Raw genomic sequence first — 15,657 nt, forward strand, 5'->3', positions numbered from 1 at the left:
ACAACGGCCACCTCAGACGCTTAGCACTCCCCGAAACCCCCGGGCTGCATAATAAGCTGAGGCGCCATTATGGTACACGAAAACTGCGCCGTAGCGGTAATCAGCGAAAAGGGCGCCGCCAAGCTGCCGGATTTCTGACGGCGTTTTTAGCCAACTGGAGGTTTTTGCATCAAACGGGCCGAGCTGCTGCAGGTGCCGGTATTGCGCTTCCGTCAGCAGCTCAATGCCCATAGCGGCGGCCATGTCCACCGCGTTGTTGACGGGTTTGGCCTCTTTTCTGGCATCCTGCGCTGCCCGGTCATAGCAGAAACTTCTGCGGCCCTGGGGGCTTTCCGGGGCGCAATCATAGAAAACATACTCGCCCGTGTCGGCGTCATACCCCACAACGTCCGGTTCGCCGCCGGTTCTTTCCATTTCCTGCAGCGACCAGAGCTTCTCACCCGCGGCTTCCAGCTTTTCCTGAACGTTGCTCCAAACCAGCCCCGGATGGCGCACCATATTTTTCTCGAAGCGGGCTTGCAGCAGGCTGAGTAATTCTTCGCGCTGTTCTGGCGGCAACTCCCGTTTGGTATTCATGGGCAGGGGTGTTTTTTTGTGCAGAGCATCAGGCTCAACAGCAAACGTGGAGGCAATAAAGCAATTGGGCTATTCTGGTGCGAGGTATAGCCTCGCTCGGATTAACTTTTATTCACGTGCTTTATAATAGCTGGCAAATTCTCAATTGGTGAAAACCAGCCATTCAGCTCATTGAATCTTAGGCCATATACGCCTTGTGAGGCAAGCGCTAGCAGGTAGTCAATGGCTTTTTGTGTGTCCGTGGATATTACCAGCACGTTGCCGCTTTCATCCACAAATCCACTGTTTGGGATTGTTCTTGCGTACTCCTGCGCCCTTTGTCTGTCAGTGAACAGGAATGCCCAGGGCTTATTATCCATAACTCCCACGAACGGTTTCCGGTCCTCAATATTCGCCGTTTGCCGCGTTATAAAATGCCATTGCGGCAAGTTGAGGGCCGCTTTCCATAAGGCGGAAAGATCTTCAGGTCTTCCAGAACTTTTGGCTTTTGCTAACAGAAGGTCGATTTCGTTGTGGGCAGATGCGTCCATATGTCCTTGTCTAAGTTGCCGATGAGGCGCCTGTTGGGGTTGGAATACTACGTATCGGGTATTTGGTTGTCTGCGCTTACTATCCCAGCCACCCCCGCCGTACCTTCGCCGGACGTAAACCGCGCCTCGGGAAGCTACAGGAAACCAAACCCCCGGCTGCGGCTGTTTAACGACCTATGGCCGACAACTCCGCTCTGCAAATGGCTGCCCCCGCGGCCGACCCCATTGACCAGCTCGACCCGCGCGAGTTTATCCTCATCAAAAACGCCCGGGTTCATAATCTTAAAAACCTAAGCGTGGCCCTGCCGCGCAATAAGTTCATTGTGGTCACGGGCCTTTCGGGCTCGGGCAAGTCGTCGCTGGCGTTTGATACGCTGTATGCCGAGGGCCAGCGCATGTACGTGGAAAGCTTAAGCTCCTACGCCCGCCAGTTTCTGGGCCGCATGGACAAGCCCGACGTGGACTACATCCGCGGCATTTCGCCGGCCATTGCCATCGAGCAGAAGGTTAGCATCAAGAATAACCGCTCCACGGTGGGTACCAGCACCGAAATCTACGACTACCTCAAGCTGCTGTTTGCGCGGGTGGGCCGCACCTACTCACCCGTGAGCGGGGAGCAGGTGAAGAAGGACAACGTCGCCGACGTGGTGGACCACCTCATGCAGCTGCCTGAGGGCACCCGCGTGACGCTGCTCTCCCCACTGCTGCCCTCCGAAGACGGTCGCCCCATGAGCAAGGAGCTGGATTTGCTGCTCCAGAAAGGCTATAGCCGCGTGGTGGTGAACGGCGAAACCGCCTTCATCGAGGAGCTGATTGCCGAAGGCCAGCCCGAAGTGCAGGGCGACGTGTTCATCATGATTGACCGCACCGCCATTCAGCCCGGCGACGAAGACCTGATGTTCCGCCTCGCCGACTCGGTGCAAACTGCCTTCTTCGAGGGGCACGGTACCTGCGTCGTGAAGATGGACGAGGAAACCCGCACGTTTTCCGACCGGTTTGAGCTGGACGGACTGGTTTTTGAGGAGCCGAGCGTTAACTTCTTCTCCTTCAACAACCCCTACGGCGCCTGCCAGACCTGCGAAGGGTTCGGCTCGGTGCTGGGCATTGACGAGGACTTGGTCATCCCCGATAAGAGCCTGACGGTGTACGAGGGTGCCATTGCCCCCTGGCGCACCGATAAGCAGAGCGAGTGGTTGAAGCCCCTGCTCAAAAACGGCATCCGCTTCGATTTTCCCATTCACCGGCCCTACAACGAACTGAGTGAGGCCGAGCGAAACCTGCTGTGGAAAGGCAACAAGTACTTCGACGGGCTGGATAAATACTTCAAGTGGGTATCGGAGCAGACCCACAAAATTCAGTACCGCGTGCTGCAAAGCCGCTACCGGGGTCGTACCACCTGCCCCGACTGCCGCGGTACCCGCCTGCGCAAGGACGCCCAGTACGTGAAAATCCAGGGCCAGAGCATTACCGATCTGGTGCTGCTGCCGGTGAGCCGGGCCCTGGAGTTTTTCCAGAACCTCGACCTGCCTGCGCACGAAGCCAAAGTAGCCGAGCGCCTCGTGACGGAAGTCACGAACCGCTTGGAGTACCTGAACCGCGTGGGCTTGGGTTACCTCACGCTCAACCGCCTAAGCAGCACGCTCTCGGGCGGGGAAAGTCAGCGCATTTCGCTGGCTACCTCGCTTGGTTCGGCACTGGTGGGCTCCATGTACATTCTCGATGAGCCTTCGATTGGCCTGCACCCCAAGGATGCGGAGCAGCTGATTGGGGTGCTGCGCTCCTTGCAGCAGCTTGGCAACACCGTGATTGTGGTGGAGCACGAGGACAAGATGATGGAGCAGGCCGACCAGATTATCGACATCGGGCCCGAGGCCGGTAGTGGCGGCGGTATTCTGCAGTTCCAGGGCACCTACGCCGAGGTGCTGACTTCCGACACCTACACCGGCCAGTACCTGAGCGGCCGCATGCAGGTAGCCGTGCCCAAAACGCGCCGCCCCTGGCGCAACGCCCTGGAGCTGACCGGCGCCCGCGAAAACAACCTCAAAAACGTGTCGGTGAAGTTTCCGCTGAACGTGATGACGGTGGTAACAGGCGTATCCGGCTCCGGCAAATCCACGCTCATTCGGCGGATTCTGGCTCCGGCCCTGCTCAAGCAGCTCGGTGGCGGCGCCGGCGAAGCCACCGGCAAGTTCGACCGACTCACCGGCGTGAACGGGCAGGTAACCCACGTCGAGTTCGTCGACCAAAACCCCATCGGCAAGAGCAGCCGCTCCAACCCCGTCACCTACGTGAAGGCCTACGACGCCATCCGCAGCCTGTTTGCCGACCAGCAGCTAGCCAAAGCCCGGGGCTTCAAACCTTCACACTTTAGCTTCAACATCGACGGAGGCCGTTGCGAGGTGTGCCAGGGCGAAGGTCAGGTGAAGATTGAAATGCAGTTCATGGCCGACATCTACCTGACCTGCGAAGCCTGTGAGGGCCGCAAGTTCAAGCAGGACGTGCTGGACGTGCAGTACAAGGAGAAAAGCATCAACGAGGTGCTCGAAATGACCATTGAGGACAGCATCGAGTTCTTCAAAGACCAGCCGAAGATTGTGGAGCGCCTCAAACCGCTCGACGATGTGGGACTGGGCTACATCCGCCTGGGACAGTCGGCCAACACGCTGTCGGGCGGGGAAGCCCAGCGCGTGAAGCTGGCTTCCTTCCTAACTAAGGGAAACACCCTGCAGAACGATAAAATCCTGTTCATCTTCGACGAACCCAGCACCGGCCTGCACTTCCACGACATCAACAAGCTGATGACGGCCCTGAACGCGCTGGTGGAGCAGGGCAACTCCGTGCTCATCATCGAGCACAACATGGACATCATCAAGTGCGCCGACTGGATTATCGACCTCGGCCCCGAGGGCGGCATCAACGGCGGGCACCTGCTGTTCGAGGGCACGCCCGAAGAAATGGTGAAGCTCAAGGACACCAACCACACCGCCCGCTTCCTGGTAGATAAGCTGTAATCAGACATCAACAGCAAACGAAACTGTCATTCCGAGCGAAGCGAGGAATCTGGGTTGGCCTGTAACCCAGATTCCTCGCTTCGCTCGGAATGACAGTTTCAAGAGCATATTCGCCTTATGGACGTTACTTCTTCTTCCGCCACCCAGCCCGAAAGCCGTGTGTGGCGCTGGCTGGCCCTGGCCGCAGTGTTGGGCAATATTCTGTGCAACTACGTGGCGCAGCGCTACCCGTTCAATGGGCAAACCAATGCGGTGGTTTCCGGCAAGTACTACACCTTGCTTACGCCGGCCGGCTACGCGTTCAGCATCTGGGGGCTGATTTTTCTGGGCATCCTGGGCTACGCCATCTGGCAGCTGCTGCCCGCGCAGCGCCAGAATCCGCTGCCCGACGCCGTGGCCGAGCCCTTCATTCTGGCCAACTTGGCTACGGCGGGCTGGCTAGTGGTCTTTGCCTATGAGCAGCTGGGACTGAGCGTGCTGGTTATATTCCTGATTCTCGGGTCGTTGGCCGTGGCGTATGGTCGGGCGCGACGGCTGATCCGCAGCGGGCAGGCCGGCTGGGGCAGCAGCGTGCCGCTGGGGTTGTACTTCGGCTGGGTTACGGTGGCCACGGTGGTCAACGCTACGCTATGGCTGAGCACGGTTTGGCAACCCGCCGCCGGCACTGCCGCCACCGCGGCTATGCTGCTGCTGAACGTGGTGCTGGTGCTGGGGGTGGTCGTCACGCATCAGTTTCGGGAGCTGGCTTACCCGCTCACGCTAGCCTGGGGGCTGGTGGGCATAGCGCTGGCCCGGAGCGGGAACGCACCGGGGCTGGCGGGCGTGGCCCTGAGCGCGGCCCTCACGTTGGTGCTGGCTGCCGCCTGGCTGGTGTGGCAGAAACGCCGGTAGGGCAGGCTAGGGCATTCCACGGCGTAGCGCTTACCTTGCGGCTGCAATCAATTCACCTTCTGATCAAACTCTCCCTTCGCTATGCGTAAGAACATTGTGGCCGGCAACTGGAAAATGAACACCACGTTGCAGGACGGCCAGGCCCTGATTTCTGAAATTGTGAACATGGTGCAGGACGAAACCACCGGCTCCTCGGTAGAGGTGGTGGTGTGCCCGCCATTTCCGTTTCTGTCGGCCATTGGCCGCCAGCTGCCCGAGGGTGGCCGCCTGCACCTGGGTGCGCAGAACTGCCACCAGAAGGAAACCGGCGCGTTTACCGGCGAAGTATCGGCCAAAATGCTGCAGTCGGTAGGGGTGGAGTACGTGATTCTGGGCCACTCGGAGCGCCGCCAGTATTTCGGCGAGGACGATGAGCTGCTGAGCCAGAAGCTGAAAGCCGCCCTGGCCGCCGGCCTGAAGCCCATTTTCTGCGTGGGCGAGTCGCTGGAAACCCGCGAAGCCGACGACACTTTCAGCTTCATCAGCAAGCAGCTGAAAGACGGCCTGTTTCACCTCAGCAATGAGGAGTTCGACCAGGTAGTTATTGCCTACGAGCCCATTTGGGCCATTGGTACCGGCAAAACGGCTACGAGCCAGCAGGCCCAGGAAGTACACGCCTTCATTCGGGAGCAGATTGCCCGCGCCTACGACGCCGAAGCAGCCCTGAATACGAGCATTTTGTACGGTGGCTCGGCCAACGCCCAGAACGCCCGGGAGCTGTTTTCGCAGCCCGACGTAGATGGCGGCCTCATCGGTGGTGCTTCCCTCAAGTCCCGCGACTTCACCGAGATTATCAAGTCGTTCTAACTGTCATTCCGAACAAAGTGAGGAATCTGAGGTACCTGCTAGCAGCCGACCCAGATTCCTCACTTTGTTCGGAATGACAAAGAACCTTTTTCGGCCAGATAATTGTCGGAAGGGCAAGTCTTAGCAATTCTCCATGCTCACAAGTCTGCTACTTTCCGGGTTCCTCACGCTGAATCCGTTTCAGCCCGCACCGGCTGTGCCCTTCACCGCGGCCACGGTAGCTACCTCGGTGGAGCCTTGCCGGATTTACGGTTCCATCTTTCTGGAGAAGGACCCGCGCCGCCGGGGGCAGTCCTTTGCTACGGTGTATGTGGAGCCGGAAGAGGCTTTTGCCGACGTGCTGGTGTACGAGGAAAGCAACAAGCTTTTCGCCGATAAAACGGGTTTCTGGTACTTCACCGGGGCCCGCGACTTTGCCGATTACGTGCTGTTCGTGACCGATAACCGCGCCCTGGCTGACTTCAGCATTCAGTACACCAAAATCCGATCCTACGCCGGCTGCCGCAACGGTAAGTAGCGCCTGAGCCTACTCCTTCCGGCCCCGAAGCCCCGCTACCGCCGCAGCCCGGTAGCGGGGCTTCCTGTTTGATTTCGGTTATTTGTACGCTGATACGGAAACACCCGGCGGAACACTCCGCCAGTTGGCGTCCATCTCATTTTCATTCCGATACCATGGATTTCATTGAACTGCGCGTAAAAGCACCCGGCGAGCTGTCGGACATACTGGTGGCTGAACTGGCCGAAGTGGGCTTCGATACCTTCGAAGACAACGACGAAGGCTTCTGCGCCTACACCACCGAAGACGTGTTCAACCCCGACGACGTAGCCGAAATCATGAGCCGCTACGAGGGACTGGGCGAGCTGGAGTATAGCCACCGCACCATCACGCGCCAGAACTGGAATGCCGAGTGGGAAAAGAACTTTCAGCCCCTGGTTATTGCCGATAAAGTTTCGGTGCGGGCCCCGTTCCACCCGGCCCGGCCTGATCTGCCCTACGAAATCGTGATTATGCCGCGCATGTCCTTCGGCACCGGCCACCACGACACCACGGCGCTGATGATTGAAAACCAGCTCACCATCGACCACCAGAACAAGCGCGTGCTGGATATGGGCTGCGGCACGGGCATTCTGGCCGTCATGGCCGTGCACCTCGGCGCTGCCTCGGTGCTGGCCGTGGACGTGGAGCCCTGGACGGCCGAAAATGCCGCCGACAACGCCGCCGAAAACCATGTACAGGACCGCGTAGAAGCCCGCCTGGGCGACGTAACGGCCCTGGAAGGGGAGGCGCCATTCGATATCATCCTGGCCAACATCAACCGTAACGTACTGCTGGAAGATATGGGCACCTACGGGCAGTACCTGAAAGCGGGCGGCCCCATCCTGTTTTCCGGCTTTTATGAAGAAGACCTGCCCCTGATCCGCGCGGCAGCCGAGCAGGCCGGCTTCACCTATGAATCGATGCGAACCAGCAACCACTGGGTGTCGGCCGTTTTCCGGAAATAGGCCGGACCGTAGCTGCTGCTTACCGCCCGCCCGGATAGTACAAAACCGGGGGTAACTGTGGGCACTATTGCGCGTCTGGTTAGCGTTAGCCAGCGCAAGAACCTGCCTGCCACGGTGCTGCTGCCCCGAAACGGGCAACAGCGGGCCAATGCGCAAATGCGGTGAATTTTAGCGAAATTGGAGACGAATAAGTTTGTTCTGACGGTAGTGAGTATGAAGCAAGTAGTAATTGGTTGGCTGTGGGCGGCGCTGCTGCTCGTATCGGTAGGGGCCTGGGCGCAGCAGCCGGCGGCTCCGGCCACGGCTCCCGCGGCCCCGCGCACCCAGCCCGGCAAGCTGTCAACCGACCCGGCCCAGTACATTGTGGATGTGCAGGCCATGATGGCCTCAACCAAAAACCCGGCGGCTATTGCCAGCGCTGCTGCCCTGCAAACGCTCTGGGCCAGCAACAAGCTCACGGCTTCCCAGCAGCGCCTGATTGTGGATATTTCACAGCGGCTGCTGGCCAAGCGCTTTAAGCCCCGGCCTCACTTCGAAACGTTCTTCAACGTGATTCTGGCCGGCTCGACCAAGCAGAACCTGAGCGACCAGCAGATGGATGGGCTGTTGTCGACCATTAGCACCACCCTGGACCGGGAGCAGGTGCGCGACACGGAAAGGTTCATGACCATGGCCGCGCAGTTTCTGCAAACCAACCGCCTGTACTACTCCCGCTACAACCGCGTGCAGCTGGTGCGTGGGGCTTTTTCGTTTGCCTACAACCAGAGCGACCAGTCCCTGGAGCCGGCCGTAGCGCCTGAGCCTACGCCCACGGCCTCGGATCCGGTGCGCACGGGAGCGGCCATCAAAACCACCAAGCCCGCCGCCAAGCCGGCCAAAAAGAAAAGCTCGGATGGCTGGGACACAGTTTCGGACTGGGGCACCAACGACGGGTGGAGCTCATCGTCGAACGATGGGTGGAGCACGCCGGCCAAGAAGCCTGCGCCCGCCAAAACAGCTCCGAAAACCGCCGGCACCAAAGCCGCTGCAGCCCCGGTGAAAGAGCCCGAACCCGAGCCAACGATGGTGGCGCCCGCCTACTACGACGACTACATGGCCCCAACCACCCGCGGCCCGGTTATCGTGCTCAAGGACGTAGACCTGCTGATAGGCAGCTTTGGGGCCGACTCGGCCGTCATCACCAAAACCACGGGCTACGTGGTGCCGCTCACCAACCGCTTTGTAGGCTACGGCGGGCAGTACACCTGGCAGGTGAAGGCAAACCCCGCCACCGCCGACCTCACCCACTTCGACTTTGACATGGGCAAGCCGGAGTTCAAGGCCGAGCCCGTGACCCTGACGTACCCTGCCGTGCTGGAAAGCCCGGTGCGCGGGGCGCTGTCGTTCAAGAGCTTCAAGAAAAAGCCCGGCAGTACCGACACCTCGTACCCGCGCTTTATCTCCCTCACCAACGATGCCCGCGTCAAGAACATCGGCGACAATATCAAGTACGTGGGGGGCTTCGCCCTGAACGGGCAGCGCACCTTCAGCGCCAGCCTCGACGGGTCGCTGTCGAGCATCAGTGTGCAGTCGAACGGCCAAACCAAGTTCAAGGCCTCGGCCCGCGCCTACGAGCTGGGCGACACGCTGCTGTCCTCGAGCCGGGCGGCCGTGTCCATCTACGAAGACAAGCTGGACTCCGTGTATCACCCCGGCGTGAAGCTCAAGTTCTCGAAGGCCCGGCAGGTGCTGCAACTGGCCCGCGAAGAAGGTCTCTACAAAACCACGCCCTACTACGACTCCTACCATCAGATGGAAATTACGACGGAGCTGCTCACCTGGCCCATCAATACCCCGCTGATGAACTTTTCGATGCTAACGGCCAAAAACCAGGTGGCCGCCAAGTTTGAGTCGCGCGAGTTCTACACCAACACGCGCTACCAGCAGGTGAAAAGCATCAACCGTATGCACCCGCTGCAGATGGTGGTGAGCTACAGCAAGACGCACTCCAATGCGAAGACGTTTACCATCAGCCAGCTGGTGCAGGAGTACAATCTTAGTGAGCCAAACGTGCGCTCCGCCGTGTCGGGCCTGGCGCGGGATGGATACGTGCGCCTGAACCCGGATGGCAACAGTCTGACGGTGCTGCCCAAAGCCTCGCACTACGTAAACTCGGCGCAGGGCAAGAAAGACTACGACCACATTGCCATCAAATCGGTGGCGCCGGGCGGGCGCAACGCCGTGCTCAACCTCGATAACAAAGTGCTGACGGTGCGCGGCGTGGACCGTTTCAACTTTTCCGACGACTCGGTGGCCGTGTACGTGCAGCCCGACAGCAGCGTGGTGCGCATCCTCAAAAACCGCAACATCGAGTTCAACGGTACGCTGGTGGCCTCGGCTTTCGTGTTCAAGGGCCGGGAGTTCCGCTTCGACTACGACGGGTTCTTCGTGGACCTGGTCAAGATTGACTCCATCATCGTGAAGGGCAAAAACTCGAAAGGCACCTCCATCAAGGCCCGCAAGGACGTGGACTGGGCCCTGACCAACAAGAGCAAGAACTCGGCGGGCAAGCTCTACATCAACCACCCCAAAAATAAGTCGGGGCGCAAGAAAATCGGTTCCTACCCGTCGTTCGACGCTACCACCGGGGCCTACGTATTCTTCAATAAGCCCGAGGTGCTGGGCGGCGCCTACGATACCACCGTGTACTTCGATATTCCGCCGTTCCGCATCGACTCCCTGAACAACAAGAACCGCTCGGCGGTAGGCTTCAAAGGCAAGTTTGTGACGGGTGACATCATGCCGTCCTTCGACACCAAGCTCACGATGCAGGACGACGGCTCCCTGGGCTTCGTGTACCAGCTGCCCAAGGAAGGTTTCCCGCTTTACGGCAACAAAGGCCGCCTGTATAATACCGTGAAGATGAGCAACCGCGGTATCCAGGGCGTGGGCGAAATCAAGTACCTGGCCGCTACGCTCCAGAGCAAACAGTTTATCTTCTACAAAGACTCGGTGGTGACGGTGGGCACTACCGCCTCCCTGGCCGAGGGCCCGTACAAAGGAGCCGAGTACCCAAAGGTGGATCTGCTGCCCGGCTATCAGATGAAGTGGGCCGTGCGTCAAGACTCTATGTACTGGAGCACGGCTAAATCGGGGCAGGATATGCGCTTCTACGGCGGGGCCTTCTCGTACCGGGGCGAGGCCGTGCTGACGCCCACCGGCCTGTATGGCAACGGCCGAATCGAGGGGCCGCAGTCCTTGGTTCGCTCGCGCAGCTTCACCTTCCTGCAGCACCACTACAAGGGCAACGGCGCCACGCTCAGCATCAAATCCAGCGAGGTGAACAAGCCGGCCGTGCAGGCTACCGACGTTGCCATCGACTACGACATCAAGCAGGGCTTTGCCGACTTCTCGCCCGAGAAAACCGGCTCGGCCAACGTAGAGCTGCCTTACACCCAGTACCGCACGTCGCTGAGCGGCGGCAAGTGGGACTTCAAGAAAAAGACCGTGGTGTTCCGGGTGTCGCCCGGGGCTGATTCTACTCGTTCTTATTTCTACTCCACCCGGCCCGACCAGCACGGCCTCAAGTTCCAGGCCTCCAGCGGGGTCTACGACCTGAAGCAGTATACCTTGCTGGCCGGCGGCGTGCCGCGCATTTCCTCGGCTGATGCCTGGATTGAGCCCGACTCCAACAAAGTGTACGTGGCTGCCAGCGCCGATATGCGCGCCTTCCGCAACGCCCGCGTAACGATGGACACGCTGCAGAAATACCACGCGCTCTACCAGGGCGAAGTAGACGTGCAGTCGCGCCTGGCCTTTACCGGCAGCGCGCTCTACAGCTACAAAAACGCCGCCGCCGACTCGTTTGCCCTGAAGTTTGCCAACTTCCGCATCGACTCCACGCAGGGGCTGGCGGGCCTCACGGCCAGCACCGGCAAAGGGCTGGGTTCCCGCCTGCTGGGCCGCAACGGCGACAACAAAGCGGGCCCGGTGACGCTGGCTACGGCGTCCATCAAAGCGGAGGATAAGTTTCACCTAGCCCCGCGCATTGCCTACCGGGGCAGCGCCATCATGAACTCCAAGAAAAAGCGCTTTGCCTTCGATGGGCAGTCGAAGCTGGAGTTTGTGAAAAGCCCCAACGCTTCCACCTGGTTTGCCGTGCAGGACTCCATCGACCCTAAACGCATTCAGCTGCGGGTGCAGGATCCGAAGGCGGAGGACGGCACCCCGCTGTTTACGGGGCTGTTTCTGTCGGAAAGCAACAAGGTGTACCCGCTGTTTGTGGGGCAGAAGCCCAGCGTGACGGACCTGAACGTGTTTCAGGTGGATGGCACCCTGAGCTTTGATGCGGCCAAGCGCACCTTCCGTATGGGCCGCCAGGAAGAAAGCCCCGACGTGTACGAAGGCAGCGTAATGACCTTCAACGACTCGACCACCACCATGACGTTCCGGGGCAAGGTGGAGCTGATAAACTCCAACAAGGACTACACCCTGGAGGCGTCGGCCATCGGCTTTGGCAAGCCCGATAGCAGCCGCTATACCATGGACACGTTTATGGCCCTCGACATCAACCTGCCCGAAAAAGCCATTATAGCTATGGGCGAGGATATGGGCCGCTACGCCAAAGGCCTGCCCGAGGCCATGACCGGTACCCGCGAGGAATACCTGAAGCTGGGCGAGTTTGTGGGCAGCAAGGCCGTGCAGCAGTACCAGAACCGCAAAGGCGGCTACTCGCCCCTGCAGAAACTCTCGCCAAAGCTGCTGCGCACCATCGTGCTCAACCGGGTGAAGCTCACGTGGTCCGACAAGCAGCGGGCCTGGTACTCCACTGGCAAGATTGGCCTGGTCAGCATTTACAAGAAGGACATCAACGCGGAAATCGACGGCTTCATCGAAATCAAGAAAGAGTCGACGGGGGACGTGGTGGAAATGTACCTGGAGGCCGAGCCCCAGACCTGGTACTACATCAAGTACTCCAACAATACGGTACTCACCAAGGCCCAGCACGGCTCCTACGACGAAATCGTGGGCTTCAAGGCCAAGGGCGACTACAACACGGCCACGGAATACGGCTTCTTCCTGGGCGACGACCAGGAGGTGCAGTCCTTCCTCACGCGCTTCCGCAAAACCTACCTGGGCCTCACGGGCAAGGACGCGGCCAAGAAGATTGTGACCACCCAGCCCGAGCCGGAGCCCGATGCTACCGAGGAAACGGGCAAGAAAAAGAAAAAGAAAGGCTCCGAGTTCGACGTAGCTACCGACCCTGCCGCCGATGCTCCCGTTGACGATGCGCCGGTAGACCGCAAAAAGAAAAAGAAAAAGGACGAAGTCACCGAAGCCCCGGCTGCCACGCCCACCGATGCTGCTCCAGCCGAAGACACTGGCAAAAAGAAAAAGAAGAAAGACGAGCCGGTTGTTACCGAGCCCACCGTGGACACGCCCACGACCCCGACCGAGGATACCAGCAAAAAGAAAAAGAAGAAAAAGGAATCCGCCGACGACCCCTTCGGCGAGCAGTAAGCTCTTTTGGCAATAGGAAAGCCCCCGCTGGTTCTGCTGGCGGGGGCTTTTTGCGCCTGTACCTTCCTATTGACGAAAACCGTAGGAAGGCCACCAATGCGGTTCCGTTATCTTTGAACTCTTCCCTCCCCGTTCCTCCGCTTATGCATCTGATTCTGATTCTGGGCGCCCTGCTGGCCGCTTACCTGCTTGGCTCCATTCCCACTGCGCTTTGGGTGGGCCGCCGCTTCTACGGCCTTGATGTGCGTGAGCATGGCTCCGGCAACGCGGGCGCCACCAACACCTTTCGGGTGCTGGGCAAAAAGCCCGGCTCTTTCGTGCTGGTGGTCGATGCGCTGAAGGGCTTCGTGGCGGCCTACGTGCTGCCGGCCTGGCTGGTAAGCCAGGGCGCTATTGCGCCCGAGCACGAGGTGTACTACCGCCTGGCCTGTGGTGTGCTGGCGGTGGTAGGGCACATTTACCCGGTGTTTGCGCAGTTTCGGGGAGGTAAGGGCGTGGCTACCATCCTGGGCATGATGCTGGGCGTGGCCCCGGCTACCGTGGGCGTATGCCTGCTCATCTTTCTGGCGGTGCTGCTGACTTCGCGCTACGTGTCCCTGAGCAGTATGACAGCCGGCGTGAGCTTTGCCCTGTTGCAGCTGCTGCCCCAGTTCCGGCCCCCGCAGCCCTTCCTCATTGGAGTGGGCTTCGTGCTGGCGGCTTTGCTCGTGTACACCCACCGCGCCAACATCGGCCGCCTGCGCACCGGCACCGAGAGCCGCGTGCCCATGCCGTGGGATAAGAAGTAAAGCATATAACAAGCCAGGTCGCTATTGATGAATCAAATTCTACGACGCATCGGTGCTATTATACTGTTTGCAGCAGTTTGCCAGCCCGCGTATGCGTTGGGAGATTTTATAATTCCTCAAACTTTCGGATTAGTCGTTGGCCTTCCAGTGGCAATCGGATTGTTCTGGCTTGTTCTCCTTGCAACGCTACAAGGTCAGGAAACGGCAAAGTTGCAGGTAGGTCGTTTGCTGTTGGTTGGCCTGTTGACTACCCTATTCAATAGCATATATGTATGGTTAATCTGGGTATTTGACTCTGCCACATGGAGCTTTTTAGAAGTGCCCAACAAAACCAAGCAGGGTGTCATTTATTTATTGCCAACCGCAATACTTATAATGCTGGCTGTGATACGTCGATGGCCATATCGGGCTTTAGTTCTAGCAGTAAGCTGCCTTCTAGTGTGGATAGGGTATTTGACGATGGATGCTTAATTGGTAAGACCAAAGACCAGAAAAATGGTCTTTGAGTACTCTTAGCTCTATGGGCTTCGTATTAAGCCCTACCATTTCCTTCCCTACTTTTGCGCTCATCCCTAATTTCCCGCCTATGTCCACCTACATTGAACAACACCAGGAGCGGTTTCTGAGCGAGCTGCTGGAGTGGCTCCGTATCCCTTCTGTTTCGGCCGACCCCAAATTTCACCAGGATGTGCTGCGGGCCGCCGACTACCTGAAAATGCGTCTGGAAGAAGCTGGCCTGGAGAACGTAGAGCTGTGCCCCACGGCCGGCAACCCCATCGTGTACGGCGAAAAGCTCATCGACCCCAGCCTGCCCACTGTCCTCGTCTACGGCCACTACGACGTGCAGCCTGCCGACCCCTACGAGCTTTGGGATTCGCCGCCCTTCGAGCCCGTTATCAAGAATGAGAAGATTTATGCCCGCGGCGCCTGCGACGACAAAGGGCAGGTGTACATGCACGTGAAGGCCTTCGAGCTGATGCAGCGCAGCCAGGGCGGCGTGCCCTGCAACGTGAAGATCATGATTGAGGGCGAGGAGGAAGTGGGCTCAAGCAACCTGGCCCTGTTCGTGCGCGCCAACAAGGAAAAGCTGAAGGCCGATGTCATCCTGATTTCCGATACCGGCATCCTCAGCAACGACCAGCCCAGCATCGAAGTAGGCCTGCGGGGCCTCAGCTACCACGAGGTAGAAGTGACGGGCCCCAACCGCGACCTGCACTCCGGCCTTTACGGCGGGGCCGTGCCCAATCCCATCAACATCCTCTGCAAGATGATTGCCTCCTTGCACGATGAAAACAACGACATCACCATCCCCGGCTTCTACGACAACGTGGCCGTGCTCAGCGCCGAGGAGCGTGCCGAGCTGAACCGCGTGCCGCACTCCGACGAGGAGTTCAAGCGAAGCATCGGCCTGAAGGACATCTACGGCGAGCAAGGCTACACCACCGTGGAGCGCATCGGCATCCGGCCTACGCTGGACGTAAACGGCATCTGGGGCGGCTACACCGGCGAAGGTGCCAAAACGGTTATTGCCTCCAAGGCTTACGCCAAGATTTCCATGCGCCTGGTGCCCAACCAGACCTCCGACGAAATCACCCAGCTGTTTCAGCAGCACTTTGAGCGTATTGCCCCGCCCAGCGTCACGGTGAAAGTAACGCCTCATCACGGCGGTGAGCCGGTGGTTACGCCCACCGATTCGGTGGCTTACCGGGCAGCAGCTAAGGCCCTTGAAACCACCTTCGGCAAAAAGCCCATTCCAACCCGGGGCGGGGGCTCTATTCCCATCGTGGCCATGTTCAAAACGGAGTTGGGCCTGGATTCCGTGCTGCTCGGCTTTGGGCTGGACTCCGACGCCATCCACTCGCCCAACGAGCATTACGGGGTATTCAACTTCCTGAAGGGTATTGAGACGATTCCGCACTTCTTCCAGAACTACGTAGCCGCCAGCCGGAGCTAAGCCACCGCTGCTGCGAAACAGCAACGCCCCGCTTGCCGATTGGCAGGCGGGGCGTTGCT

Annotated in this window: 10 protein-coding genes; 8 read left to right on the top strand and 2 right to left on the bottom strand. The window is 59.4% G+C overall.

What is annotated here, in order from left to right; all coding sequences use genetic code 11:
- Window positions 1-12: 12 nt before the first annotated feature.
- Both I5L79_RS07260 and I5L79_RS07265 read right to left on the bottom strand, forming a co-directional pair.
- Window positions 13-576 (bottom strand): DUF4256 domain-containing protein, encoded by a 564-nt coding sequence (locus I5L79_RS07260; RefSeq protein WP_196954357.1) that lies wholly within the window; start codon window positions 574-576, stop codon window positions 13-15.
- A gap of 101 nt (window positions 577-677) precedes the next feature.
- Window positions 678-1,106, bottom strand: coding sequence for a hypothetical protein (locus I5L79_RS07265; RefSeq protein WP_196954358.1), 429 nt, complete (start codon window positions 1,104-1,106; stop codon window positions 678-680).
- A gap of 176 nt (window positions 1,107-1,282) precedes the next feature.
- Between I5L79_RS07265 and uvrA the strand changes: the two genes are divergently transcribed.
- The 8 genes from uvrA to I5L79_RS07305 all read left to right on the top strand — a co-directional run bounded on the left by uvrA (window position 1,283) and on the right by I5L79_RS07305 (window position 15,598).
- The gene (uvrA, locus tag I5L79_RS07270) at window positions 1,283-4,117 is read left to right on the top strand and encodes an excinuclease ABC subunit UvrA (protein ID WP_196954359.1); all 2,835 of its coding nucleotides are present in this window, start codon (window positions 1,283-1,285) and stop codon (window positions 4,115-4,117) included.
- A 117-nt stretch (window positions 4,118-4,234) separates the two neighbouring features.
- Complete coding sequence (locus I5L79_RS07275; RefSeq protein WP_196954360.1) at window positions 4,235-5,008, top strand: TspO/MBR family protein; 774 nt, start codon at window positions 4,235-4,237, stop codon at window positions 5,006-5,008.
- Between the two features lie 81 nt (window positions 5,009-5,089).
- Window positions 5,090-5,854, top strand: a complete 765-nt coding sequence (gene tpiA / locus I5L79_RS07280) for a triose-phosphate isomerase (RefSeq protein ID WP_196954361.1) — start codon at window positions 5,090-5,092, stop codon at window positions 5,852-5,854.
- 133 nt (window positions 5,855-5,987) lie between these two features.
- Window positions 5,988-6,371 carry a DUF6150 family protein gene (locus I5L79_RS07285; protein WP_231402899.1) on the top strand — a complete coding sequence of 128 codons (384 nt, stop codon included), beginning with the start codon at window positions 5,988-5,990 and terminating at the stop codon, window positions 6,369-6,371.
- 155 nt (window positions 6,372-6,526) lie between these two features.
- Complete coding sequence (gene prmA, locus I5L79_RS07290) at window positions 6,527-7,357, top strand: 50S ribosomal protein L11 methyltransferase (protein WP_196954362.1); 831 nt, start codon at window positions 6,527-6,529, stop codon at window positions 7,355-7,357.
- Between the two features lie 213 nt (window positions 7,358-7,570).
- On the top strand, window positions 7,571-12,856 hold the full coding sequence (locus tag I5L79_RS07295) for a hypothetical protein (RefSeq protein ID WP_196954363.1): 5,286 nt from the start codon (window positions 7,571-7,573) through the stop codon (window positions 12,854-12,856).
- Window positions 12,857-12,999: 143 nt separating this feature from the next.
- Entirely contained in the window at window positions 13,000-13,644 is a 645-nt protein-coding gene (gene plsY / locus I5L79_RS07300; protein ID WP_196954364.1) for a glycerol-3-phosphate 1-O-acyltransferase PlsY, read from the top strand.
- Window positions 13,645-14,230: 586 nt separating this feature from the next.
- Window positions 14,231-15,598: a dipeptidase gene (locus tag I5L79_RS07305; RefSeq protein ID WP_196954365.1), complete on the top strand. Its 1,368-nt coding sequence runs from the start codon at window positions 14,231-14,233 to the stop codon at window positions 15,596-15,598.
- Window positions 15,599-15,657: the final 59 nt, after the last annotated feature.

Origin of the sequence: Hymenobacter guriensis (assembly GCF_015773195.1) — a bacterium.
Lineage (GTDB): Bacteria > Bacteroidota > Bacteroidia > Cytophagales > Hymenobacteraceae > Hymenobacter > Hymenobacter guriensis.

What these genes read in the sequence shown, in the direction of transcription:
- I5L79_RS07260 (WP_196954357.1), bottom strand. Translation starts at nt 576, where the DNA reads ATGAATACCAAACGGGAGTTGCCGCCAGAACAGCGCGAAGAATTACTC.
- I5L79_RS07265 (WP_196954358.1), bottom strand. Translation starts at nt 1,106, where the DNA reads ATGGACGCATCTGCCCACAACGAAATCGACCTTCTGTTAGCAAAAGCC.
- prmA (WP_196954362.1), top strand. Translation starts at nt 6,527, where the DNA reads ATGGATTTCATTGAACTGCGCGTAAAAGCACCCGGCGAGCTGTCGGAC.
- I5L79_RS07305 (WP_196954365.1), top strand. Translation starts at nt 14,231, where the DNA reads ATGTCCACCTACATTGAACAACACCAGGAGCGGTTTCTGAGCGAGCTG.
- uvrA (WP_196954359.1), top strand. Translation starts at nt 1,283, where the DNA reads ATGGCCGACAACTCCGCTCTGCAAATGGCTGCCCCCGCGGCCGACCCC.
- tpiA (WP_196954361.1), top strand. Translation starts at nt 5,090, where the DNA reads ATGCGTAAGAACATTGTGGCCGGCAACTGGAAAATGAACACCACGTTG.
- plsY (WP_196954364.1), top strand. Translation starts at nt 13,000, where the DNA reads ATGCATCTGATTCTGATTCTGGGCGCCCTGCTGGCCGCTTACCTGCTT.
- I5L79_RS07285 (WP_231402899.1), top strand. Translation starts at nt 5,988, where the DNA reads ATGCTCACAAGTCTGCTACTTTCCGGGTTCCTCACGCTGAATCCGTTT.
- I5L79_RS07275 (WP_196954360.1), top strand. Translation starts at nt 4,235, where the DNA reads ATGGACGTTACTTCTTCTTCCGCCACCCAGCCCGAAAGCCGTGTGTGG.
- I5L79_RS07295 (WP_196954363.1), top strand. Translation starts at nt 7,571, where the DNA reads ATGAAGCAAGTAGTAATTGGTTGGCTGTGGGCGGCGCTGCTGCTCGTA.